Raw genomic sequence first — 23,018 nt, forward strand, 5'->3', positions numbered from 1 at the left:
GATCACCGCCGCGGCGCGTCCGCGGCCGGAGCCCCCGGGCCCGGAGGCTCCGTGTCCGGCCCGGAGGCGGCGTCGTCGACCTCGGTGCGCGGGGCGGGCGGATCCAGCACGGGCAGCTCCTGGGTCACGGGCATGTTGCCGCGCAGCTTCCACTCGTGGCGATCCAGGCGCCGCGGGTCCAGCTGCGGGGAGTCCGTGTGGGAGATCTGCGGGTGGCCGCGGTGCACGCCGCGCTCCCCGTCCCCGATCAGCTCCTCATGCAGCTTCTCCCCCGGACGCAGGCCGGTGATCTCGATGCTCACATCGTGGCGCCCGCTCATCTCGATCAGGTGCCGGGCGATGTCGTAGATGCGCACCGGCTGGCCCATGTCCAGGATCAGCACCTCCCCGGGCTGACCGATCGCCCCGGCCTGGATGACCAGCTGGCAGGCCTCCGGGATGGTCATGAAGTAGCGGGTGGCCTCCCGGTCCGTGACGGTCACCGGGCCCCCGCGGCGGATCTGCTCGGTGAACAGCGGGAGCATGGACCCGCGGGAGCCGAAGACGTTGCCGAAGCGCACCGAGGTGTAGCGTCCGTCGGCGTGCCGGGACATCCAGGCGGTCATCTTCTCGGCCATCCGCTTGGAGTGGCCCAGCACCGTGGTGGGGTTGGCCGCCTTGTCCGTGGAGACGTTCACGAAGACCTCCACGCCCACCTCCGCGGCGGCCTGCAGGACGTTGCGCGAGCCCAGGACGTTGGTCTTCCACGCCTCGTCCGGGTACTGCTCCAGCAGCGAGACGTGCTTCAGGGCCGCGGCGTGGAAGACCACCTGGGGGCGGCGCTGGCGGAAGATCCGGCGCAGCGCCTCCTCGTCGCGGATGTCGGCCAGCACCGTGTCCGGCCCGTCCAGCAGGCCCCGGCCGGTGATGGAGATCTGGGTGGCCTGCACGTTGGACTCGTCGCGGTCGAGCATGATCAGCTCCCGCGGGGCGAAGTGGGTGATCTGCCGACACAGCTCCGAGCCGATCGACCCGCCCGCGCCGGTGACCAGCACGCGCTTGTCCGTGAGGTAGCGGGCGATGCCCTCCACGTTGATGTCCACGGGTCGGTGCCCGACGATGTCCTCCAGGCGGATGTCGCGCAGATCCAGCGCCCGCCGCGCGGAGGCGCCGAACATGTCCTTCAGCGGCGGGGCGGTGAGGATGCGCACCTGGGCATCACCGAGCTCCTCGCGGATCCGGTGCATCAGCTCGGGGTCCGGGTCGGCCATCGCGATGATGAGCACCTGGGCCCGCTCCCGGCGCAGCACCGCCGGCAGATCGGTGAGGTTCCCGGCCACCGGCACGGAGCTGATGCGCAGGTGCTTCTTGGCCGGGTCGTCGTCGATGATCGCGACCGGCAGGTACGGGGAGTCCTTGTCCTGCAGCATCTGGGTGACCAGGGTGTTGCCGAGGAAGCCGGCCCCGTACACGACGGCGTGCGGAGCGTGCTCGCTGGGCTTGGACTTGGATTCGACGTACATGCGCTTGAGGTAGCGCACCGCCGCCATGAACAGCCAGGCGAAGGGGAAGGCGATCAGGCCGATGGAGCGGGGCATGTGCAGCCACACCCCGAGGATCAGCAGGAAGGCCTGCACCACGATCGTGACCACGAGGGTGACCAGGATGAGGGCCTTGGCCTCGTCGAAGCTGCCGAAGCTGTAGCGCCCCCGATACAGGCCGAACAGGGCGCCGGCGATCATCTGCGCGACCACCGCGAGCACCACCACGGCGATCAGACCGGGCACGTGCACGAGACCGTAATCCATCTCGTAGCGCAGGAACAGCCCCAGCAGCACCGCCACGATCCACGCGGCGGAGTCCAGGAGCATCTGCGTCCACAGCCACGCCCGGGGCCGCTCGTAGGCGACCGTCGCCTCCGATGACGTTCCCGTCCCGGTCATGCCGGCTGCTCCCTTCCCTCGGTGGCCGGCCCCTGACCGCCGCGCAGTCCGCGCCGCGTGCGACCGGAGCCGATGAGGGCGCGGAAGGCGCGGATGCGCCATGCCCTCGGAATGACACGGTACCCGCCGCGCACGACGACGTTGCGCAGCGCGGTCGCCGGGCCGATGTGCCCGGCCTCGCGCAGATGCCGCTGCAGCAGCAGCTCCCGGCGCAGCGCCCCCATTCCCCCGCGGCGATCCCAGGCCGCGGCCCCGGCGCGGTAGACCACGAGCGGCTCGGGCAGGTTGCCCAGCCGGTCTCCGCGGGCCAGCAGACGCATCCACAGGGCGTAGTCCTCGGCCCCCGGGACCTCCTCGTAGCCGCCGACCTCGCGCACCGCCTCGGCGTCGAAGACCACGGTCGGGTGCGCGAGGGGGTTGCGCAGCCGCGCCGCGCGCCGGATCCGCCGGGGATCGGTCTCCATGCGCCGCTCGGCCTCGATCCGGGTCAGGCTCGCATCGGCCTCGCGCAGGCCGGCCCCGAGCACCGTGTACCGCCCCTCGACCACCGGCGGCACCTGACGGGCGAAGCGCTCGGGCAGCGAGACGTCATCGGCATCGGCCCGGGCGACCACCCGATGGGTGCACGCTGACAGCCCCTCGTTGAGCGTGCTCGGCAGACCGCGGTGCTCGGTCCGCTGCAGGACGACGACGTCGATCCCCGCCTCCCGCGCCCGGGCCGTGACCTCGCGGATGACCGCATGCAGGTCCTCGGGCAGCGCGCCGTCCTCGGCCAGGACCAGCTGGGAGGGGCGCAGGCGCTGCTCGAAGAGGTTGGACTCCAGGGCCCGGCGCAGACCCTCCGCGGTGTCTCCGCGGTAGACCGGCATCAGCACCGAGAAAACCTCATCCTCCACCTGAGCTTGTGGGTCAACCTCGGGTTCACGTTCGCCGGGCACCGCGTGTCGGCGCAGGTCGTAGCAGCCGCGCAGGACCTCGTCGGTCGGGCGCGGGGCCCGCAGCGCGTCGCGCACGCCCCGCAGCAGGCGCCCCGCCACGACGCGCCGATCCGAGGCCCCGCGGAAGGTGCGCAGCCACAGCCGCAGCGTCGCCCCGAAGTACAGGACCTTCTCCCACGGCGCCAGCGAGGCGCTGCGGGTGAACACCCACAGCTTGTTGCGCACGTCGAAGTAGAACCGCGGGCCCGGATCCGCATCCGTGGTCCCGAAGGTCTTGGTCCGGTGCACGGCCACGGAGGCGGGGGCCTGCACCGCGTCGCGGAAGCGGGCCAGGCGCGTGGAGTACTCGAAGTCGTCGTTCCAGATGAAGTACTCGGCCAGGGGCAGCCCGGTGCGGCGCATCGGCGTCGCGTCCATGAGCAGGGAGACGAAGGAGCCCGAGCGGATCGTGCGCGCCCCCACCCGCGCGGCCCGGCGGCGCCGGGCCGCGCCGGGCAGGATCCGCTCCCGCATGGAGTTCATCGGGTGCTCGCGCCCATCCGTCCAGACCACGCGGCTGGCCACGAAGGCCGGGCGGCGGGTCGGGTCCTCGGCGTAGTCCCGCCAGGTGCGCACCAGCTCGGCCAGCGTGTCCGGCTGGGGCTCGGTGTCATCGTCCATGACCCACACCAGCTCGGCGTCGTGCCGGTGCAGGGCCCGATCGATGCCCGCGGCGAAGCCTCCCGCTCCGCCGAGGTTCCGCTCCAGGCGCACCACGTCCAGGGGGACGCTCCCCCGGTGCTCGGCCAGCACGCGGGCGGTCTGCGGACCGGAGGCGTTGTCCACCACCACGACGGCCGCCGGCCTCATCCGCGCCCCGTCGATGCCCGCCAGCGTCAGGCGCAGCAGATCGGGGCGGTCGTAGGTGACCACCACCGCCACCACCCGGGGCTCCTGGCCCTCGGGGCGGGGTCGCGCGGGATGCTCTTGCGCGGCAGCTGGCACGTCGGATTCCTCTCCCCTCGGCCCGCCCGTGCGCGGGCTCGGACTGCCCCTGCTGGGCCGGCGCGCGAACCCCGGACCAAGGGCGCCCGAAGAGGCGTGTACGTCAGTAAGGTGGTCACAGGGCGTTCCGGCCGCGCCGGCTGAGCCGCCGGCACAGCGCGGACCCCCGCTGCAGATCACCAGTTTAGCGTGACCTCACCCGGCAGCCCCCCGGGTCGAGGCCCGCATATGAGGAGAGCGAGACCACATGAACCAGAGCACCTGGCGCGTCCTGGGGGCCACGGGCTTCGTCGGATCGGCCACCATGACCCGACTGCAGCAGCTGGGCATCGGGGCCGCCCCGGTCGCAGCACCCCGCCTGGCGACCTCGGCCACCGGGGCCGGGCAGGTCATCGCCGAAGCCCGTCGCCTGGAGTCGGTGATCGACTACCTCGCGGATTCCTTCGCCGGCGCCGAGGTCGTGGTCAACGCCGCCGGCTTGGCGGCGCCGGGACAGCAGGAGCTGCCGCCCTTGGTCGGGGCGAACGCCTTGCTGCCTGCCGTCGTCGCCGTGGCCGCTCAGCGCACCGGGGTCACTCGGGTGCTGCACCTGAGCTCGGCCGCGGTGCAGGGCGCCCGGCCGCGCCTGGACGCCTCCCCCGACACCTCACCCTTCTCCGCCTACTCCTTCTCCAAGGCCCTGGGAGAGGACTGCCTGCTGCGGCTGCGCGAGTTCATCACGGCCACCGCCAAGGTGGGGGCCGCTCCGGGCTCGGCCGGCTCGGACTACCCGGCCGCCCCGAGCTCGCGTCCGGCCCAGGTGGCCGGGGACCACGCCGCGCAGCTGTGCATCATCCGCGCCACCTCCGTACAGGGATCCGGGCGGGACACCACGACGGCGCTGGCCCGCTTCGCCGGGTCCTTCCTGGCCTCGGTGGCGGGCTCCGGCACCCAGCACACCCCGGTCACCTCGGTGCAGGCGCTGGCCGAGTTCATCGTGGCCGCGGGACTGCGGGAGGAGCCGCTGCCGGAGATCCTGCTGCAGCCGTGGGAGGGTGCCACCACCGCCTCGGTGATCCGGGACGCCGGACGGCGCGAACCGCATCGCATCCCCGCTCCCCTGGCCCGGCTGCTGGTGCGCGCCGGTTACGCAGCCTCGGGGCTGTCCGGGGACCGCCTGCGCGCGGCGGTGCGCCGCGTCGAGCTGGCCTGGTTCGGCCAGGACCAGGACGACACCTGGGCCGAACGGCACGGTCTGCTGCCCGAGCGGCACGTGGGGTCCGTGCTGCGCCAGGCCCACCAGGCCGCGGGCGTCAGCCGACGCGGCCGGTGAGGCCGCGTCAGTCCCGGGCGGGCGGATCGAAGAACAGCGCGCGGGCCCGCTGCACCGAGACGGGGTCCACGCGCTGCCCGGCCGGGGCGGACCCGGCTCCCGGCCCCGCCGCGGCGGCCTCCCGGGTGCGCAGCTGATCCACCGCGGCACCCGAGCTCGGGCCTCCCGTGCCGAGCAGGCTCTGGGTGAGGCTGCCCGGCTCCGGGGCTTCCGCCCGCGGACCGTCGCCGGGCCCGCGGGTGCTCGTCGCGGCGTCGGCCCCGCCGCTCTCGGGGTCCTCCGGGCCCTGCTCGTCGCTCGCGGCCCCGGAAGGGGTACCCTCGGCCGGATCCGGTGAGCCGCTCGCACCCTGCGCCGGGTCCTCCGCCCGCAGGATCCTCTCGTGCTCCTCGCGGGTCAGCAGATCCGGGGCGGTCTCGCGCAGCAGGGCGAGGTCCAGGGCGCCGGTGCGCACCACCACGGGCTGATCGCCCGTGACGTCGATGATGGTGGAGGGAGCGACCTGCGCGCTGGGCATCTGCTCGTCGCGGCCCAGCGGGCGTCGGCCGCCGTCCAGGATGGCCTCGACCCGCTCGCCCAGCTGCGCCATGGCCTCGACGGCGTCGGTCGCGGCCTGCTGCCCGGTGCGGTTCGCGCTGGAGACGGCCAGGGGACCGGTCGCGCGCAGCAGCTCGCGGGTCAGCTCGTCCCCCGGCACCCGTAGGGCCACGGTGCCCCGGGTCTCCCCCAGGTCCCAGTTCAGGGAGGGCTGGGAGCGCACGATCAGGGTCAGCGCCCCCGGCCAGAAGCGCTCGGCCAGGGCCCGGCCGGTCTCCGGGACGGTCTCGGCCAGGGCGTCGAGCACCCCGGGATCCGCGATGAGCACCGGAGGGGGCATGGTGCGCGAGCGGCCCTTGGCGGCCAGCAGCTGGGAGACGGCCCCCGGGGAGAACGCGTCGGCGGCGATCCCGTAGACGGTGTCGGTGGGGATCACCACGGTGCGGCCCCCGGCCAGCAGGTCCCTGATCTTCTCCAGGGCGCGGGTGCGGTCCTCGGCGGTATCGGTGGTGTACACGGTGGCGCTCACGGTGCAGATGCTCTTTCGTCTCGGGGGTGCGCGGACTCCGCGCGCTCTCCAGGGTATCCCGGGGCCAGCCCTGCGGTGGCCCGGTCCCGGCCGGTCAGGTCCCGCACGTTGCGCACCCGATGGAATCCGCGGTCGCGGAACAGGGCGGCCACAGCTCCGGCCTGGACCTCCGCGTGCTCCATGACCAGCAGCCCGCCGGGGCGCAGCAGCCGCGCGGCCCGCTCCAGGAACGCCGTCGGGATCGCCAGGCCGTCCGGGGAGCCGCCGTAGAGGGCTTCGGGGGGATCGTAGCGGGCGACCTCGGGGTCCCGCGGCACGGCGTCCTCGGGGATGTAGGGCGGGTTGGTCACGATCGCCTCCACCGTGCCCTCCGCCCCCGGCAGGGCATCACGCGCGTCCTCCCGACGCAGGTCGATGCGCACCCCGTGCTCCCGTGCGACGCGCCGGGCGTTGCGCTCAGCCCAGGCCAGGGCGGTCTCGGAGCGCTCGACGCCGATCACGCGGGTCCCGGGGTTCTCCTGGGCCACGGCCAGGGCCAGCGCCCCGGAGCCGGTGGCCAGGTCGACGACCAGCGGGGCCGGGTCGGGCGCGCTCTCAGAACCCGGGGGCTCGGAGCCGGAGGCCTCAGAGCCCTGGGCCTCGGCGCGGCGGGCGGCCAGGTGCGCGCTGACCTCATCGACCAGCACCTCCGTCTCCGGGCGCGGCACGAACACCCCGGGCCCGACGAGCAGCTCGAGCCGGCGGAACGGGGCGCGCCCGGTCAGGTGCTGCAGGGGCTCCCGGGCGGCGCGGCGTCGGATGAGCTCGGCGTAGCCCGCGGGCACCGTGAACCGCCCGGTGATCGCCCCGGCGGCCACCTCCCCTCGCCCCGGCGCGCGGCCCTCGGCATCGGCGAGCAGGTGCGCGGCCAGCAGCTCGGCGTCGACCCGGGCGGAGGCGATCCCGGCCTCGGCCAGCAGCCGGTGCGCACACCGCAGCCCCGCGGACAGCGGCGCCCCGGGGGCCAGGGCCGGCTCCGGGTCCGCCGGCGCGACGTCGGTCCCGGGTGCGGCCTCGGGACGCGGGTGCTCGGGGCCCACGGGGTCAGTCCTCGTGGCCCAGGGCCGCCAGCCGGTGCTCCTCGTCCATCTGGATCGCGGACTGGATGACCGGCTCCAGCTCCCCGTTCATCACCGTGTCCAGGTTGTAGGCCTTGTACCCGGTGCGGTGGTCAGCGATCCGGTTCTCCGGGAAGTTGTAGGTGCGGATCCGCTCGGAGCGGTCCATGGTCTTGACCTGGGAGCGGCGGTGCTCGGAGGCCTCGGCGTCCAGCTGCTCCTGCTGCCAGGCCAGCAGCCGGGCGCGCAGCACGCGCATGGCCGCCTCCCGGTTCTGCAGCTGGGACTTCTCGTTCTGCATGGCCACGACGATCCCGGTGGGCAGGTGGGTGATGCGCACGGCGGAGTCCGTGGTGTTCACGGACTGCCCGCCGGGTCCGGAGGAGCGGTAGACGTCGATCTTCAGGTCGTTCTGGTGGATCTCGATCTCCTCGGGCTCATCCACCTCGGGGAACACCAGGACCCCGGCGGCCGAGGTGTGGATGCGGCCCTGGGACTCGGTGACGGGCACCCGCTGCACGCGGTGCACCCCGCCCTCGTACTTCAGGTGGGCCCACACGCCCTCGGCCGGGTCGCTGGAGCGGCCCTTGACGGCCATCTGCACGTCCTTGTACCCGCCCAGGTCGGACTCGTTGGCGGAGATGATCTCCGTCTTCCACCCCTTCGACTCGGCGTAGCGGGCGTACATGCGCAGCAGGTCGGCGGCGAACAGCGCGGCCTCGGCCCCGCCCTCCCCGCCCTTGACCTCGAGGATGACGTCGCGCCCGTCGTCGGGGTCCCGGGGGATCAGCAGGCGGCGCAGGCGCTCCTGGGCCTCGGGCAGCCGCGCCTCCAGCTCCTTGAGCTCCGCGGCCATCTCCGCGTCCTCCTGGGCCATCTCCCGGGCGGCCTCGATGTCCTCCTCCAGGCCCTGCACCCGGCGGTGGGCCTCGACGATCCCGTTCAGCTCGGCGTAGCGCCGTCCCAGCTTGCGCGCCTTGGCCTGATCCGCGTGCACGGCCGGATCGGCCAGCTGGCGCTGCAGCTGCTGGTGCTCATCGAGCAGGGTCTGGATGGATTCGAACATGGCTTCCTCGGACGGATCGGGGGGTGGGTCGTCGGGCGGGTCCAGTATCGCACCGGATGAACCCGGCAGGGGCTCGGTCGGCTCCGCGCCCGAAGGCTGCGCTCTGCGGACGCGAGGACGCCGACGCCGCGATCTCGTCCGCGCGGAAGGGGACGGGATGCGGCGCCGGCGTCATCGGGTGGTGCTAGTCGTCGGACTTGGAGCCCAGCGTGGTCTTCTGCACCTGCATGAGGAACTGCACGTTGGTGGGCGTGTCGCGCAGCTTGGAGGTGAGCACCTCCAGGGCCTGCTGCTGATCCAGCCCGGCCAGCACGCGGCGCAGGCGCCACATGATCTTGACCTCGTCCGGGGAGAGCAGGTTCTCCTCCCGGCGGGTACCGGACTCGTTGACGTCCACGGCCGGGAAGATCCGCTTGTCCGCCAGGTGGCGGGACAGGCGCAGCTCCATGTTGCCGGTGCCCTTGAACTCCTCGAAGATCACCTCGTCCATGCGCGATCCGGTCTCCACCAGGGCGGTGGCCAGGATGGTCAGCGAGCCGCCGTTCTCGATGTTGCGGGCCGCGCCGAAGAACCGCTTGGGCGGGTACAGCGCCGCGGAGTCCACACCACCGGAGAGGATCCGGCCGGAAGCAGGGGCGGCGAGGTTGTAGGCCCGGCCCAGGCGGGTCATCGAGTCCAGCAGCACGACGACGTCGTGGCCCAGCTCCACCAGGCGCTTGGCGCGCTCGATGGCCAGCTCCGCGACGGTCGTGTGGTCATCGGCGGGGCGGTCGAAGGTCGAGGCGATGACCTCGCCGTTGACCGTGCGCTGCATGTCCGTGACCTCTTCGGGACGCTCGTCCACGAGGACCATCATCAGGTGCACCTCGGGGTTGTTCTCCTTGATCGCGTTGGCGATCGACTGGAGCATCAGCGTCTTGCCGGCCTTCGGCGGGGAGACGATCAGGCCGCGCTGGCCCTTCCCGATCGGGGAGACCAGGTCCACCACGCGGGGGCCGATCTTCTTCGGGTCGGTCTCCAGGCGCAGCCGCTCGTTCGGGTACAGCGGCGTGAGCTTGGTGAACTCGACGCGCTCGGTGAGCTCCTCGGGCTTCTTGCCGTTGACGCTGGTCAGCTGCACCAGCGCGTTGAACTTCTGCCGGGAGCTGTTCTGCTGCTCGCCGTCGCGGGGGGCGCGGATCGCGCCGACGACGGCGTCGCCCTTGCGCAGGTGGTGCTTCTTGACCTGGGCGAGGGAGACGTAGACGTCGTTGGGTCCGGGCAGGTACCCGGAGGTGCGCACGAAGGCGTAGTTGTCCAGGACGTCGAGGATGCCGGCCACGGGCAGCAGCACGTCGTCCTCGGTCAGCTCGGTGTCATCCACCTCGGGCCCGCTGTTGCGGCCCCGACGCCGGTCCCGACGGTCGTTGCGGTTGCGGTTGCGGCGGTTGCGCCCGCCCCGGCGGTTGTCATCATCCTCGGGGCCGTTGTTGCCGTTGTTGCCGCGGCGGTTGCCGCGCGAGCCCTTGGACTCGCCGTTCCGGCCGCCGCCGTGCTGGCCCTCGCCCTTGTCCCCGTGGTTCTTCTCGGAGCCGGACTTCTCGGAGTGCTTCTCCCCGCCCTTGTCCCCGGAGCCGCGCTCGGCGCTGCGCTCCTGGCGGGAGCGGCGGTTCTGCCCGCGCTCGCCCTTGGACTCGCGCTGGTCCTGCCCGCCGTCGTGGTCCTCGCCGCGGGAGCCGCGGCCGTTCTGGCCCTTGGCCTTCTCCTGCTTGTCCTGGGAGCCGTCCTGCTCCCCGGAGCGCTCATCTCCCCCGCGTCCGCGGCGGGAGGAGCCCTTCTGCTCGGCGTTCTTCTGCTCGGGGCTCTTCTGCTCGCCGCCCTGCTCGGCGCCGGATCCGGACTGCTCGGTCTCCGGGGCGGAGTCGGCCCGGCGGGAGCGGGTGCGCCGCGCCGGCTTCTGCTCGGCCGGGGCGTCCTGGCCGGTGACCTCGGCGGCCGCGGCGGCGGCCTGCTCGGCCTTCTTCTCCCGGTCGGCGACCGCGGAGCCGCGCTGGTGCGCGGAGATGGCGTCCACCAGCGCGGACTTGCGCATGCGGCGCGCGCCGGTGATCCCCAGCTGGGAGGCCAGGGACTGCAGCTGAGCCAGCTTCAGGGCGGACAGTCCGCCCTGGCCCTTCTGGCTCTGCTCGGCTCCCGCGGCGGCGCGGGAGTCCTGGGCCGGGGTCTCGCCCGGCTGGTCCGTACCCGTGGACAGGTCGGTCGTTTCGGTCACGAAGGATCCTTCCCCCTCGACATGGCCTGGGGCTGTTTCGATGATGGCGCCCCAAGCCGAAGTTCATGGTGGCGTGCCCGCGGCGCAGGCGGCGTCGGGGCATCGGTCCCGCACGGCTCCCGCGGGCTGCGGGACGGTCGGTGCGGGTGGGTGGGCCTGGCGTCGGGCCGGGATGGACCTCAGCAGCGGCGACGATGGGAGCGCGTGCTCGTGGGGAGGACGCGGTGTCCGCGGAGATGACGCGAGGGGTCTCGCGACACGGTCGACGACCGGATGGGTGAGGGTCCGACAGCTCGACGTGCGACTCTCCCAGACGGGGAGAGGAGCCAGCCTCGGCAGGCCACGGGGTCAGGGGCTGACCGGGCCGTGCCGTCGAGGAGCGGGGCTGATCTCGGGCCTCTACCGGCGCCGGATCGGGCGCTCCTCGTCCACCAGTGTAACACCGGAGGCGTCGATGGCCAGCCCCTCGATCCGCCAGTGCGGCGCGGCCGGGTCCTGCCCGGCGGCCTCGGCACCCAGGTGCCGCATCTCGCGGGCGGCCTGCTCGGCCCGATCGGCGGACTCGGCCAGCACCAGCACGCTCGGCCCGGCCCCGGAGACCACGGCCGCGAAGCCCCGATCGCGCAGGGCCCGAACCATCCGCGCCGTCGGGACCATGGCCTCGCAGCGGTGCTCCTGGTGCAGGTAGTCCCGGGTCGCGGCCGGCAGCAGCTCGGGGGCCCCGCTCAGGGCCCGCACCAGCAGCGCGGCCCGGCCGGCGTCGGCCGCGGCCAGCGCGTGGGGCACCTGCGCGGGGATCAGCTCCCGGGCCAGCCGGGTGGAGACCTCGTAGTCCGGCACCGCGACCACGGGATGCACGCGCGGATCCACGGGCACCCGGGCGCTGCGCCAGCGCGGCCCCTCGGGGTGCTCCTCGCCCCAGGAGATCGCCAGTCCCCCGAACAGGGACGGGGCCACGTTGTCCGGGTGGCCCTCCAGGTCGGAGCAGACCTGCAGCAGAGCCTGCTCGCTCAGCCGCAGATCCTCCGGCAGCAGGGCGCTGCCGGCCACGACCCCGGCGACGATCGCGGAGGCGGAGGAGCCCAGTCCCCGCGAGTGCGGGATGCGCCCGCGAGCGCGGATGCCGAGCCCCGGCAGCTCACCCGTCAGCCCCGCCGCGGCCCAGGCGGCCCGGATCGCGCGCACGATGAGGTGCTCGGGGGTGCGGGGCACGGTCTGAGCGCCCTCGCCCTCCAGCTCGAAGGCGAGGCCCTCGGCGGTGCGGGTCACCGTGAGCTCGTCGTACAGGCCCAGGGCCAGGCCCATCGTGTCGTAGCCGGGGCCCAGATTCGCCGAGGAGGCCGGGACCCGGAGACTGACCCGCGCGCCGACGGGCACCGCCTCACCGGGGCTGGTCCCGGTGACGGGCCGGCCCGCGAAGGCAGCCGGAGAGGGAGACGGGGTCTGGTCCGAGCGGTGCATGGCCGGCCTCAGTCCTCCACCCGGATCACCGAGGTGATCGCATCCACGGCGTCCAGCCCGCGCAGCTTCTCGATGGTGGCCCGCACCCGCCGGTCCGCGGCCCGGTGGGTGACCACCCGGATCGTGGTCTCCGGCTGCCCGGCCCCGCGGTGGGGGCCGTGCTTGGTCTGATGCATGGTCCGGATGGAGACCCCCTCCTCGGCGAAGACCTGGGCCATCCCGGCCAGCACCCCGAGGCGGTCCTTCACCTGCAGCCCCATCGTGTAGCTGGAGACCACATCCTCCGGCCCGACGGCCGGCAGCTGGGCGTAGGAGAAATCCGGGACGGCCGGGCCGCCCAGCACCACCCGTCGGGCCAGGGAGACCAGGTCCCCCATGACCGCCGAGGCCGTGGGTGCCCCGCCCGCGCCGGGCCCGTAGAACATCAGCTGGCCGGCGTCGCGGGAGTGGACGAACACGGCGTTGAAGGCCCCGCGCACGCTGGCCAGGGGGTGCTCGTTCGGCACCAGGGTGGGGTGCACGCGGATGCTCACGCCCTCCTCCAGCCGCTCGCACACCGCCAGCAGCTTGATCACGCAGCCTTCGGCCTGCGCGGCGGCGACGTCGGCGGCGGTGATCCCGGTGATGCCCTCGCAGTGCACGTCCTCGAGGGTGAACTCGGCGTGGAAGGCCAGGGAGGCGACGATCGCGGCCTTCGCGGCGGCGTCGTGACCCTCTACGTCGGCGGTCGGATCCGCCTCCGCGTAGCCCAGGCGCTGGGCCTCGGCCAGGGCGTCGTCGAAGTCCGCCCCGGTGGTGTGCATCGCGTCGAGGATGAAGTTGGTGGTGCCGTTCATGATCCCGAGCACCCGCTCGACCTGATCCCCGGCCAGGGAGTCGCGCAGGGGCCGCAGGATCGGGATGGCCCCGGCCACCGCGGCGTCGTAGGACAGCTGCGCCCCGGAGGCGTCCGCCGCGCGCTGCAGCGCGGCACCCTCGCGGGCGAGCAGGGCCTTGTTCCCGGAGACCACGTGCTTGCCGGCGCGCAGGGCCCGCAGGATGCGGGTGCGGGCCGGTTCGATGCCGCCGGTCAGCTCCACGACGACGTCCGCGGCGTCGATCAGCGCGTCCGCGTCGGTCGTGTACAGCCCGGCCGGGGCGGCGTAGTCCCGGGGCGCCTGCGGATCCCGCACCGCGATGCCGATCAGGCGCAGGGGCGCACCGACGCGCTGGGTCAGCTCCTCGGCGTCCTCCAGGAGGATCCGGGCGACCTGGGAGCCGACGGTGCCGGATCCCAGCAGGGCGACGGACAGGGGCGTGTCGTTCATGGGCTCTCCTCGGGAGGGGTGCGGGGCGGGGGCTCGGTCGGGATCGGGGACGTCGGGCGGGGCGGCTTACAGCTCGGCGTCGCGGTCCAGCAGGTCCTGGATGCTCTGTCCGTGCACGATGACCCGGGGTTCGCGCCCGGCAGCGACGGCCACCACCGGGGGGCGAGTCAGGAAGTTGTAGTTGGAGGACAGGGACCAGCAGTAGGCGCCGGTGGCGGGCACGGCCAGCAGGTCCCCGGGGGCGAGGTCCGCCGGGAGCAGGCAGTCGCGCACCAGGATGTCCCCGGATTCGCAGTGCTTGCCGACCACCCGGGAGAGCACCTGCTCCCCCGCCGGGGAGCGATCCGCGCGGGTCACGGTGTACTCGGAGCCGTAGAGGATCGGGCGGGCGTTGTCCGACATGCCGCCGTCCACCGCGACGTAGCGGCGCACCGCCGGCTGACCGGCGTCGGCGGCGACGTCGGAGTCGGCCGCGGCCTCCAGAGCGACGTCCTTGATCGTGCCCACGGTGTAGAGGGTGACCCCAGCGGGCCCGGTGATCGCCCGGCCGGGTTCGAAGGACAGGTGCGGCAGGGGCAGCTCCAGCCGCGCGCAGGCCTCGGCCACCGAGGTCGCGATGGCCCGAGCCAGCTCCTCGATGGGCCGCGGGGAGTCCCCGGCGACGTAGCCGATGCCGTATCCCCCGCCCAGGTCCACTTCGGGCAGGGCCCGGCCCAGGCGATCCCGCAGCCGCGCCATCGTCGCGAGCACGCGACGGGCGGCCAGATCGAAGCCCTCCGGGGCGAAGACCTGGGAGCCGATGTGGCAGTGCAGCCCCCGCAGGTCCAGGTGCGGCAGGTGCTCGGCCAGCTCCGCGGCCAGCTCGGCCACGGAATCCTGGGGAGCCTCCTGCCGGTCCGGCCAGGCCTCGGCGCGCACCGCGGCCGGGATCTGCGCCCAGGCCAGGCGGGCCGTGTCCGGGGCGAGGGAGAGGCCGAACTTCTGGTCCTCGTGGGCGGTGGCGATGAACTCGTGGGTCTCGGCGTGCACCCCGGGAGTCACCCGGATCATCACCGGCGCGGTGACTCCCAGCTGCCCGGCGATCCGCTCGATCAGCAGCAGCTCCGGCACGGAGTCGGCGACGATGCGGCCCACCCCGGCCTCCAGGGCCTGCCGGATCTCCCGGGCGGACTTGTTGTTCCCGTGCAGGGCGATGCGGGCGGGCTCCATCCCGGCGGCCAGCCCCAGGGCCAGCTCGCCCCCGGAGGCGGTGTCCAGGTTCAGCCCCTCCTCGCGGGCCCAGCGCACGATGGCGGCGCACAGGAAGGCCTTGCCGGCGTAGTAGACGCGCACCTGCGCCCCGTGCTCGGCGAAGGCTCGCTCGAAGGCCGTGCGGAAGGCCGCGGCGCGGGCGCGGAAGACCTCCTCGGACTCCACGTACAGCGGGGTGCCGAAGCGCTCGGCGAGCGCACGGGCGCCGTGCCCGTCCAGGGTCAGCTCACCGTCGGCGGCGCGCCGGAAGGAGTCCGGCCAGATCACGGGGTCCAGGGCCGCCGGGTCCGGGGTCACTGCATCCGGGGTCAGTGCATCCGGGCTCGGCGGGTCCGTCCGCGCGGCGGGCGCGGAGGGGACGCTCGGGTCGGGCTGCCCGGGCATCACATGCGCTCCGGGGCGGACACGCCGAGCAGACCCAGCCCGTTGGCCAGGACCTGGGCGGTGGCGTCGTTCAGGGCCAGGCGGGTGCGGTGCACCTCGGAGACCTCGTCATCGCCCTGGGGCACGACGCGGCAGGAGTCGTACCAGCGGTGGTAGGCCCCGGCCAGGGCCTCCAGGTAGCGGGCCACCCGGTGGGGTTCGCGGAAGCGCTGGGCCTCGGCCACCGCGCCGGGGAACTGCCCGAGGGCGGCCAGCAGCTCCTCGTCCGCCGGACCGGAGAGCAGGGCGGCGTCGAAGGTGCCGGCATCGCGCATCACCCCGGCGTCGGCGGCGTTGCGGGCCACGGCCCGGGTGCGGGCGTGGGCGTACTGGACGTAGAAGACCGGGTTCTCGTTGGAGCGCTTGGTCAGCACGTCCAGGTCCACGTCGATGTTGGAGTCCACGGAGTAGCGGGTCAGCTCGTAGCGGGCGGCGTCCACCCCCACGGCTTCCACGAGGTCCTCCAGGGTCACCACGGTCCCGGCCCGCTTGGACATGCGCACGGCCTGACCATCCTTCACGAGGTTGACCATCTGCCCGATCATGACCTCCACGGCGTCCGGGTCGTCCCCGATGGCCGCGGCGGCGGCCTTCAGCCGGGCGATGTACCCGTGGTGATCCGCGCCGAGCATGTACACGGCCAGGTCCGCCCCGCGGGCGCGCTTATCCGCGATGTAGGCGATGTCCCCGGCGATGTAGGCGGCGTTGCCGTCGGACTTGATGACCACCCGGTCCTTGTCGTCGCCGTAGTCGGTGGAGCGCAGCCACCAGGCGCCCTCGGCGAAGTAGAGCTTGTCGCTGGTCTTCAGCTGTTCCAGGGTGCGTTCCACGGCCCCGGAGTCGAACAGGGAGTTCTCGTGGAAGAAGACGTCGAAGTCCACGCCGAACTCATGCAGGGAGGCCTTGATCTGGGCGAACATCAGCTCGACGCCGTGGGAGCGGAAGACCTCCTGCGGGTCCGCGGCCTCCAGGGCGTCGGGGGCCTCGCGCAGCACGTCGGCGGCGATGTCGTGGATGTACTGCCCGCCGTATCCGTCCTCGGGGGTGGCCTCCCCGCGGGCGGCGGCCAGCAGGGACTTGGCGAAGCGGTCGATCTGGGTGCCGTGGTCGTTGAAGTAGTACTCGCGGGTCACGGTGGCCCCGGAGGCCTCGAGGATCCGGGCCAGGGAGTCCCCGACGGCGGCCCAGCGGGTCCCGCCCAGGTGGATGGGTCCGGTGGGGTTGGCGGAGACGAACTCCAGGTTGATGTGGGTGCCGGACAGGTCCCGGCTGCGCCCGTAGGCCTCCCCCTGCTCGAGGATCGTCGCGGCCAGCGCGCCGGCGGCGGCGGCGTCGAGCCGGATGTTGAGGAAGCCGGGACCGGCGATGTCCACGGCGGCCACGCCGTCGATCGCCTCGAGGCGGGTAGCGAGGATCTGGGCGACCTCCCGGGGGTTGCGGCCCACCCGCTTGCCCAGCTGCAGGGCGATGTTGGTGGCCCAGTCCCCGTGCTCGCGGCTCTTGGGCCGCTCGATGCGCACCTCGGGGCGGGCGGCGCCCTCGGAAAGCGTCAGCTCCTGGGCCTGCAGGGCCTCGTCGAGGGCGGCGGATACGGCGCGGGTCAGTTCTTCGGGAGTCACGGTGTGCCAGTCTACCGAAGGCCGCGCCCGCCCCGTGGTGCGCGGCGCCCGGTTTTCCTGGTACGCTGTTCTGCGTTGCCCTCGTAGCTCAGTGGATAGAGCGCCTGCCTCCGGAGCAGGAAGTCGTAGGTTCGAATCCTATCGAGGGCACTTTCCATGCCCGGATGCGGCCGCGGCGACGCCGTCTCGCGGACCGGATCGTGCTTCGCGCGCCGGATCATCCGGTCCACGTCGCACGATCCGGCTCGCGAGTCGCTCGATGCCGCATCGGCGTCCGCGCCTCACTCCACCGTCCAGAGGCCGACGCTGGCCAGCACCGCGAACAGCGTGCCCCACAGGATGATGGACACGCACTGCCAGGCGATGATCTTCGTCCGGTTCGCACCCATGCCGGCCATCATCGCGGAGGTGATCTGGCTGGGCAGCACCGTCTGCCCCAGCAGGGACACCCCGGCCACGCCGTACTTGTCGAAGAGCCGGTCGAAGCGCTGCCGCCGTCGGCTCGGCGTGCGAGGCTCGCGCCGGGCGGTCACCGCGCCGCGCACCCGCCCGGCGCCCAGCACCAGCACGATCATGCAGATCATGTTGCCCAGCGAGGCCGCGGCGACCGCCAGCACCGGGTTGACCCCGGCGAGCACACCGACCGCGGAGCCGAAATAGGACTCCACGAAGGGGATGGCCCCGAGGCCCGCGAGCGCGAGGATCCTGAGGATCGCAGGGATGGTCTCGACGACGTGCTGGAGGTTCTCGATCATGGTCTCGAGGCTAGGAAGAACCCCGCGCCGCCCACATCCGCCCGAGGGATGAACTCTCCCTCCGCCTCCGGGAGGAGGCCGCCCCGCGGGCGGGATCAGTAGGATGGCAGGAAGTATGTCGAACAGCTCCCCCTCCCCCGCCGCGGGCGCGCCCGCGCCCTCCGATTCCGCGCCCTCCCGCCCCGAGATCGCCTATCCGGAGGCCCTGCCGGTCTCCGCGCGCCGCGAGGAGATCATGAACGCGGTCCGGGAGCACCAGGTCGTGATCATCGCCGGGGAGACCGGCTCCGGGAAGACCACCCAGATCCCCAAGATGCTGCTGGAGCTGGGCCTGGGCGAACGCGGGAGCATCGGGCACACCCAGCCGCGGCGCCTGGCCGCCCGGTCCGTGGCCGAGCGGATCGCCGAGGAGCTGGGCGAGCCGATCGGGCAGACCGTGGGCTACCAGGTGCGCTTCACCGCGCAGACCTCCCAGGCCACCCGGATCAAGCTGATGACCGACGGCATCCTGCTCGCGGAGATCCCGCACGATCCGCTGCTCAAGCGCTACTCGGCGATCATCATCGACGAGGCGCACGAGCGCTCCCTGAACATCGACTTCATCCTGGGCTACCTCAAGCGCATCCTCCCTCAGCGCCCGGATCTGAAGGTCGTCATCACCTCGGCGACCATCGACCCGCAGCGCTTCGCCCGGCACTTCGCGCCCAGCTTCGACCCGGTGGCCGAGCACCCCGAGGACGAGCCGATGCCGGCCGACGCCGCCCCGATCATCGAGGTCTCCGGGCGCACCTACCCCGTGGAGATCCGGTACCGTCCGCTGACCGAGGACCCCGCGCTGCCGGATGAGGAGGACGACGTCGCCGGGGAGGACCGAGACCCGCTGGAGGCGGTGTGCGACGCCGTGCTGGAGCTGGCCGACGAGGCCCCCGGGGACCTCCTGATCTTCTTCGCCGGGGAGCGGGAGATCCGCGACGCCGAGGACGCCCTGACGGATCTGGTAGCCAAGGACCGCAGGCTCACCGGCACGGAGATCCTGCCGCTGTTCGCCCGGCTGTCCATGGCCGAGCAGCACCGGGTCTTCCGCCCCACCGGGGCTCGGCGGCGGATCGTGCTGGCCACCAACGTCGCCGAGACCTCGCTGACCGTTCCCGGGATCAAGTACGTGATCGACCCGGGGACCGCCCGGATCTCCCGGTACTCCACGCGCACCAAGGTCCAGCGCCTGCCCATCGAGCGGATCTCCCAGGCCAGCGCGGCCCAGCGCTCCGGGCGCTGCGGGCGCGTCTCGGACGGCATCGCGATCCGGCTGTACTCGCAGGAGGACTTCGACTCCCGGCCGGCCTTCACGGACCCGGAGATCCTGCGCACCAACCTGGCCGCGGTGATCCTGCACACCATGAGCATCGGGGTGGTGCGCTCCCCGCGGGATATGGAGCGCTTCCCCTTCGTCCAGCCCCCGGCCCGCCGGGCCATCGGCGACGGCGTCGCGGTGCTGCGCGAGCTCGGGGCGCTGAAGGAGAGGATCGAGGACACCCCCGGGGACGACGCCGCCCAGGCCCCCCGGCGCGGCGCCGGGAAGGGCAGGCGAGGCGGCCGGGGCCGGACCCGCGGCGGGCGCGGCGCGGGGGCCTCGCCCCTGACCGCGATCGGCCGGCGCCTGGCGGCCTTCCCCGTGGACCCGCGCCTGGGCCGGATGATCGTGGCCGCCCAGGAGCTGGGCGTGGCCAAGGAGGTCATGGTGCTGGCCGCGGCCCTCACCATCCAGGATCCCCGCGAGCGCCCCGCGGACAAGCGCCAGCAGGCCGATGAGCTGCATGCCCGGTTCCGGGATGACCGCTCGGACTTCTCCAGCTTCCTGCTGCTGTGGCAGCACCTGCAGGAGAAGCAGCGGGAGCTGTCCTCCAGCCAATTCCGGAAGCTGTGCCGCCGCGAGTTCATCAACTACGTGCGGGTCCGAGAGTGGCAGGACCTCTATGAGCAGCTGCGCCAGCTGGGCCAGCAGGCCGAGGTGCGCGTCGGGAAGGGCCGGGACATCGACCCCGGCGTCAACGAGGAGGCCGTGCACCGGGCCCTGCTGACCGGGCTGCTCAGCCACGTCGGGCTGCGCGATGAGCGCAAGCGCGACTACCAGGGGGCCCGCGGCACCCGCTTCGCGATCTTCCCCGGCTCGGGTCTGTTCAAGAGGAACCCGGACTGGGTGGTGGCCGCGGAGCTGGTGGAGACCTCCCGGCTGTGGGCCCGCACGGTCGCGGCCGTGCGCCCGGAGTGGATCGAGCAGGCGGCCGGGAACCTGCTCAAGCGCACCCACTCGGAGCCGCACTGGTCCGCCCAGCGCGGCTCGGTCATGGCCTACGAGAAGGCGACCCTGTACGGCGTGCCGGTCTACGCCGAACGTCCCGTGGACTACTGGCGGATCGACCCGGAGCTGTCCCGGGAGCTGTTCATCCGCAAGGCCCTGGTGGAGGGCGATTGGCGCACCCGGCACCGCTTCTTCCGGCGCAACCAGCAGCGCCTGGCCGAGGTCGAGGCGCTGGAGGCCCGGCTGCGGCGTCGGGACCTGCGGGTCGACGACGACGCCCTGTACGCGTTCTACGACGCCCGGATCCCGGCCGAGGTGGTCTCCGAGCGGCACTTCGACCGCTGGTGGAAGCGGGCCCGGCAGGAGGATGAGCACCTGCTGGATCTGGATCCGGAGCGGCTGGTGGACGCCGAGGCCGCCGAGTACGACGAGTCCGCCTTCCCCCGGGTGTGGGAGGTGGACACGGAAGACTCCACGCTGCGCCTGGACCTGCGCTACGAGTTCGCCCCCTCCGCCCCCGGCTCGGCGCAGACCAGCGCGGACGGGGTGTTCGTGCAGGTGCCCGTGGTGTTCCTGAACCAGCTGCGCCAGCGGCCCTTCGAGTGGATGATCCCGGGGCTGCGCACCGAGCTGGTCACGGCCCTGATCCGCTCCCTGCCCAAGGCCGTGCGCAAGTCCTTCGTGCCCGCCCCGGACGTCGCGGCCGCCGCCGTGCAGCGCCTGACGGAGGAGTTCGACCCCCAGACCGATGATCTGCTGAGCTCCCTGGAGCTGGCCCTGCGCCGGATCCGGGGCGTGGTGATCCCGCCGGGGTCCTGGGACTGGTCCAAGGTCCCCGAGCACCTGCGAGTCACCTTCCAGGTCCGGGATCCGCGCAACCGGGTGCTCGGCGAGGGCCGGGACCTGGAGGCCCTGCAGGAGCGGCTGGCCCCGCAGGTGCGCGAGGCCCTGGCGGCCTCGCTGGGCGCCTCGGCGGACGCGCTGCAGCGCATCGCCGCCGCGTCGGGCCCCGGTGGTCGAAACGGTGCCGGGCAGAAAGGCGCGGGTCGGTCCGCGGGCGCCGGTCACGACGGCGCGCCCGGCACGCGCGCTGACCGGAGGCCGCAGCCGGGTTCGGGGGCGGACCGGGCGTCGTCGGCCGGGGGGCCTGCGGTGCGGGAGGTCGGCGGTCTGCGCGACTGGCCCGAGCAGGAGGTGCCCACCCGCATCACCCGGGAGGTGGCCGGCCAGGTCATCGAGGGCTTCCCCGCCCTGGTGGATGAGGGGCAGACGGTGGCCGTGCGCGTGCTGGCCACCGAGGCTCAGCGGGCCCGGGCCCAGCGGGCCGGGGTGATCCGGCTGCTGGCCCTGAAGGTGCCGAGCCCGCAGAAGTACGTCTCGGATCATCTGCGCAACGACGAGAAGATCGTGTTCACCCAGAATCCGCACGGCTCGGTGGAGGCGCTGATCGCGGACTGCACGGTCGCGGCCCTGGACAAGCTGACCCCGGATCCGGCGCCGGTGCGCCGCGAGCAGTTCCAGCGGCTGTTCGAGCACGTCCGGGCGGAGCTGATCGACACGGTCTTCGAGCTGACCTCCCTGGTGGCCTCGATCCTGAAGGAGGCCACCGCGGTGCGCCGAATGCTCAAGTCCGGGGCCTCGCTGGCGGTGGTGACCGCGTACAACGACGTCAAGGCGCAGCTGGAGCACCTGATCTACCCCGGGTTCGTGGCGGCCACCGGGTATGCGCACCTGGTGCACCTGCCGCGGTATCTGCGGGCCATGCGGGTGCGCCTGGAGAAGATCGGCGAGCGGGTGAACCGCGACAACCAGCTGATGCTGCAGGTGCAGGAGCTGGAGGACGCCTACGACGCCGCGGCCCAGCGGCACGCCGTCGACGGCGCGGTGCCCCCGGAGCTGGCGGAGGTGGGCTGGATGCTGGAGGAGCTGCGGGTCAGCTTCTTCGCCCAGGAGCTGGGCACGGCACGGCCCGTCTCGGTCCAGCGGATCCAGAAGGCGCAGAAGGCGGCCCTGGCCGGGCTGTGAGCGCCTTCGGGCCCGGCAGCGGCCCGGCGGTGAGCGCTCCTCAGGCCGATGCCCGCCCGACCGTGCGGCGGGGCGGGCATCGTCAGAGGGGGTGGGTCGAGCCCGGGGCGCTCAGTCCTGCTCGGCCAGCGCCCGGCGGATGCGGGCCTGGGCGCGGTCCATGGACTCCTCGGCGGGGTCCTGGTCCACGTTGGCGAAGTCGAACTCCTCGATGGAGTCCGTGGGCCACACGTGCAGGTGGGTGTGCGGGACCTCGAAGCCCTGGATCATCAGGCCCACCCGGCGCGGGGAGTACGCGGTGCGGATCGCCCGGCCGATGCGCCGGGCCACGTCCATCAGGTGCTCGGCCAGCTCCTCGGGCAGGTCGATCCAGTGGTCCACCTCCTCGCGCGGGACCACCAGCACGTGCCCCTCGGACAGGGGCTGGATGGACAGGAAGGCCACGCAGCGCTCGTCCTCGTAGACGAAGCGCCCGGGCAGCTCGCCCTGGATGATCTTGGTGAACACGGTGCTCATGGACGGCTCCTCGAAGGGGTCGGAACAGCGGGTGGGGGTCAGGCCTCGACGCTTTCGCGCGGGTCCAGGTGCCGGTAGGCGGTGCCGTAGCGGCCGCCGAAGTTCTGCACGTGCCCCTCGATCATGCTCCGGCCGTTCTCGGCCAGCAGGGCGTCGTGGATCGGGTAGGCGTGCTCGGCGCCGACGGCGATGACGAAGTCGATGACCTCCTGGATCTTGTTCCAGGGCGCGTGGATCGGCACCAGCAGGGTGCGCACCTCGGCGTCGTCGGGCACCACGAAGCTGTCGCCGGGGTGGTAGAGGGTCCCGTCGATGAGGTAGCCGACGTTGGCCACCACGGGGACCAGCGGGTGGATCAGCGCGTGCTGTCCGCCCACCCCGCGGATCTGGAAGGGCCCGGCCTCGAAGCTCTCCCCCGCCACGGCCTCATGGATGCGCGCCGGATCCGCCACGGCCTCGCGCAGCTCCTCGACCACGGCGCCCGGGGCCCAGACCTGCACCTCGGAGTGCTCGGCCAGGAAGGCGTGCACGGGCTCGCGGTCGTAGTGATCCGGGTGCTCGTGGGTGATCAGCAGGAACGAGGCGCCGTTCAGGGCCTCGGGCAGCTCGGAGAAGGTGCCGGGATCCAGCACGAGCACGGTCCCGTCCTTCTCCAGCCGGATGCACGCGTGGGAGTACTTGGTCAGCTTCATGCCTCCCACCCTAGCCCCGATCAGCACAGCCCCG

General features: G+C 73.2%; 15 protein-coding genes and 1 tRNA gene. 3 read left to right on the forward strand and 13 right to left on the reverse strand.

Annotated elements, in window-relative coordinates; all coding sequences use genetic code 11:
• Window positions 1-2 precede the first annotated feature (2 nt).
• Complete coding sequence (locus I6G21_RS00090; RefSeq protein WP_129357443.1) at window positions 3-1,922, reverse strand: nucleoside-diphosphate sugar epimerase/dehydratase; 1,920 nt, start codon at window positions 1,920-1,922, stop codon at window positions 3-5.
• Window positions 1,919-3,844, reverse strand: a complete 1,926-nt coding sequence (locus I6G21_RS00095) for a glycosyltransferase (RefSeq protein ID WP_058730904.1) — start codon at window positions 3,842-3,844, stop codon at window positions 1,919-1,921. The genes I6G21_RS00090 and I6G21_RS00095 overlap by 4 nt, the downstream gene beginning before the upstream one ends.
• Before the next feature lie 247 nt (window positions 3,845-4,091).
• Between I6G21_RS00095 and I6G21_RS00100 the strand changes: the two genes are divergently transcribed.
• Window positions 4,092-5,156, forward strand: coding sequence for an NAD-dependent epimerase/dehydratase family protein (locus I6G21_RS00100; protein WP_058730903.1), 1,065 nt, complete (start codon window positions 4,092-4,094; stop codon window positions 5,154-5,156).
• Window positions 5,157-5,163: 7 nt separating this feature from the next.
• On the opposite strand, the gene I6G21_RS00105 is transcribed toward I6G21_RS00100, so the two are convergent.
• The 8 genes from I6G21_RS00105 to argS all read right to left on the reverse strand — a co-directional run bounded on the left by I6G21_RS00105 (window position 5,164) and on the right by argS (window position 16,697).
• Window positions 5,164-6,222 carry an L-threonylcarbamoyladenylate synthase gene (locus I6G21_RS00105; protein ID WP_232238453.1) on the reverse strand — a complete coding sequence of 353 codons (1,059 nt, stop codon included), beginning with the start codon at window positions 6,220-6,222 and terminating at the stop codon, window positions 5,164-5,166.
• Window positions 6,219-7,301 (reverse strand): peptide chain release factor N(5)-glutamine methyltransferase, encoded by a 1,083-nt coding sequence (gene prmC / locus I6G21_RS00110; protein WP_331250952.1) that lies wholly within the window; start codon window positions 7,299-7,301, stop codon window positions 6,219-6,221. The genes I6G21_RS00105 and prmC overlap by 4 nt, the downstream gene beginning before the upstream one ends.
• Window positions 7,302-7,305: 4 nt before the next feature.
• The gene (gene prfA / locus I6G21_RS00115) at window positions 7,306-8,385 is read right to left on the reverse strand and encodes a peptide chain release factor 1 (protein ID WP_058730902.1); all 1,080 of its coding nucleotides are present in this window, start codon (window positions 8,383-8,385) and stop codon (window positions 7,306-7,308) included.
• 184 nt (window positions 8,386-8,569) lie between these two features.
• A complete protein-coding gene (gene rho, locus I6G21_RS00120) occupies window positions 8,570-10,636 on the reverse strand; it encodes a transcription termination factor Rho (protein ID WP_193553994.1) in 2,067 nt (688 codons plus the stop codon).
• Between the two features lie 399 nt (window positions 10,637-11,035).
• Entirely contained in the window at window positions 11,036-12,097 is a 1,062-nt protein-coding gene (thrB, locus tag I6G21_RS00125; protein ID WP_081046360.1) for a homoserine kinase, read from the reverse strand.
• An 8-nt stretch (window positions 12,098-12,105) separates the two neighbouring features.
• Window positions 12,106-13,404: a homoserine dehydrogenase gene (locus tag I6G21_RS00130; protein WP_058748449.1), complete on the reverse strand. Its 1,299-nt coding sequence runs from the start codon at window positions 13,402-13,404 to the stop codon at window positions 12,106-12,108.
• Between the two features lie 66 nt (window positions 13,405-13,470).
• The gene (locus tag I6G21_RS00135; protein ID WP_129357442.1) at window positions 13,471-15,039 is read right to left on the reverse strand and encodes a diaminopimelate decarboxylase family protein; all 1,569 of its coding nucleotides are present in this window, start codon (window positions 15,037-15,039) and stop codon (window positions 13,471-13,473) included.
• On the reverse strand, window positions 15,039-16,697 hold the full coding sequence (gene argS, locus I6G21_RS00140; RefSeq protein WP_129357441.1) for an arginine--tRNA ligase: 1,659 nt from the start codon (window positions 16,695-16,697) through the stop codon (window positions 15,039-15,041). Before argS ends, I6G21_RS00135 begins: the two co-directional genes overlap by 1 nt.
• Before the next feature lie 77 nt (window positions 16,698-16,774).
• Between argS and I6G21_RS00145 the strand changes: the two genes are divergently transcribed.
• Window positions 16,775-16,847, forward strand: a tRNA-Arg gene (locus I6G21_RS00145).
• A gap of 131 nt (window positions 16,848-16,978) precedes the next feature.
• On the opposite strand, the gene I6G21_RS00150 is transcribed toward I6G21_RS00145, so the two are convergent.
• Window positions 16,979-17,452, reverse strand: coding sequence for a hypothetical protein (locus I6G21_RS00150; protein ID WP_058730958.1), 474 nt, complete (start codon window positions 17,450-17,452; stop codon window positions 16,979-16,981).
• Between the two features lie 115 nt (window positions 17,453-17,567).
• Here I6G21_RS00150 and I6G21_RS00155 point away from each other — a divergent pair, with 115 nt between their 5' ends.
• Entirely contained in the window at window positions 17,568-21,776 is a 4,209-nt protein-coding gene (locus I6G21_RS00155) for a DUF3418 domain-containing protein (RefSeq protein WP_375542922.1), read from the forward strand.
• Between the two features lie 111 nt (window positions 21,777-21,887).
• Here the strand turns inward: I6G21_RS00155 and I6G21_RS00160 are convergent, their stop codons facing one another.
• Window positions 21,888-22,292 (reverse strand): HIT family protein, encoded by a 405-nt coding sequence (locus I6G21_RS00160; protein ID WP_058731606.1) that lies wholly within the window; start codon window positions 22,290-22,292, stop codon window positions 21,888-21,890.
• 38 nt (window positions 22,293-22,330) lie between these two features.
• On the reverse strand, window positions 22,331-22,984 hold the full coding sequence (locus tag I6G21_RS00165) for an MBL fold metallo-hydrolase (RefSeq protein ID WP_129357440.1): 654 nt from the start codon (window positions 22,982-22,984) through the stop codon (window positions 22,331-22,333).
• Window positions 22,985-23,018: the final 34 nt, after the last annotated feature.

The organism is Rothia kristinae (assembly GCF_016028855.1).
Classification (GTDB): domain Bacteria; phylum Actinomycetota; class Actinomycetes; order Actinomycetales; family Micrococcaceae; genus Rothia; species Rothia kristinae.

What these genes read in the sequence shown, in the direction of transcription:
- thrB (WP_081046360.1), bottom strand. Translation starts at nt 12,097, where the DNA reads ATGCACCGCTCGGACCAGACCCCGTCTCCCTCTCCGGCTGCCTTCGCG.
- I6G21_RS00155 (WP_375542922.1), top strand. Translation starts at nt 17,568, where the DNA reads ATGTCGAACAGCTCCCCCTCCCCCGCCGCGGGCGCGCCCGCGCCCTCC.
- I6G21_RS00150 (WP_058730958.1), bottom strand. Translation starts at nt 17,452, where the DNA reads ATGATCGAGAACCTCCAGCACGTCGTCGAGACCATCCCTGCGATCCTC.
- I6G21_RS00135 (WP_129357442.1), bottom strand. Translation starts at nt 15,039, where the DNA reads ATGCCCGGGCAGCCCGACCCGAGCGTCCCCTCCGCGCCCGCCGCGCGG.
- I6G21_RS00130 (WP_058748449.1), bottom strand. Translation starts at nt 13,404, where the DNA reads ATGAACGACACGCCCCTGTCCGTCGCCCTGCTGGGATCCGGCACCGTC.
- prfA (WP_058730902.1), bottom strand. Translation starts at nt 8,385, where the DNA reads ATGTTCGAATCCATCCAGACCCTGCTCGATGAGCACCAGCAGCTGCAG.
- I6G21_RS00090 (WP_129357443.1), bottom strand. Translation starts at nt 1,922, where the DNA reads ATGACCGGGACGGGAACGTCATCGGAGGCGACGGTCGCCTACGAGCGG.
- I6G21_RS00165 (WP_129357440.1), bottom strand. Translation starts at nt 22,984, where the DNA reads ATGAAGCTGACCAAGTACTCCCACGCGTGCATCCGGCTGGAGAAGGAC.
- I6G21_RS00160 (WP_058731606.1), bottom strand. Translation starts at nt 22,292, where the DNA reads ATGAGCACCGTGTTCACCAAGATCATCCAGGGCGAGCTGCCCGGGCGC.
- I6G21_RS00100 (WP_058730903.1), top strand. Translation starts at nt 4,092, where the DNA reads ATGAACCAGAGCACCTGGCGCGTCCTGGGGGCCACGGGCTTCGTCGGA.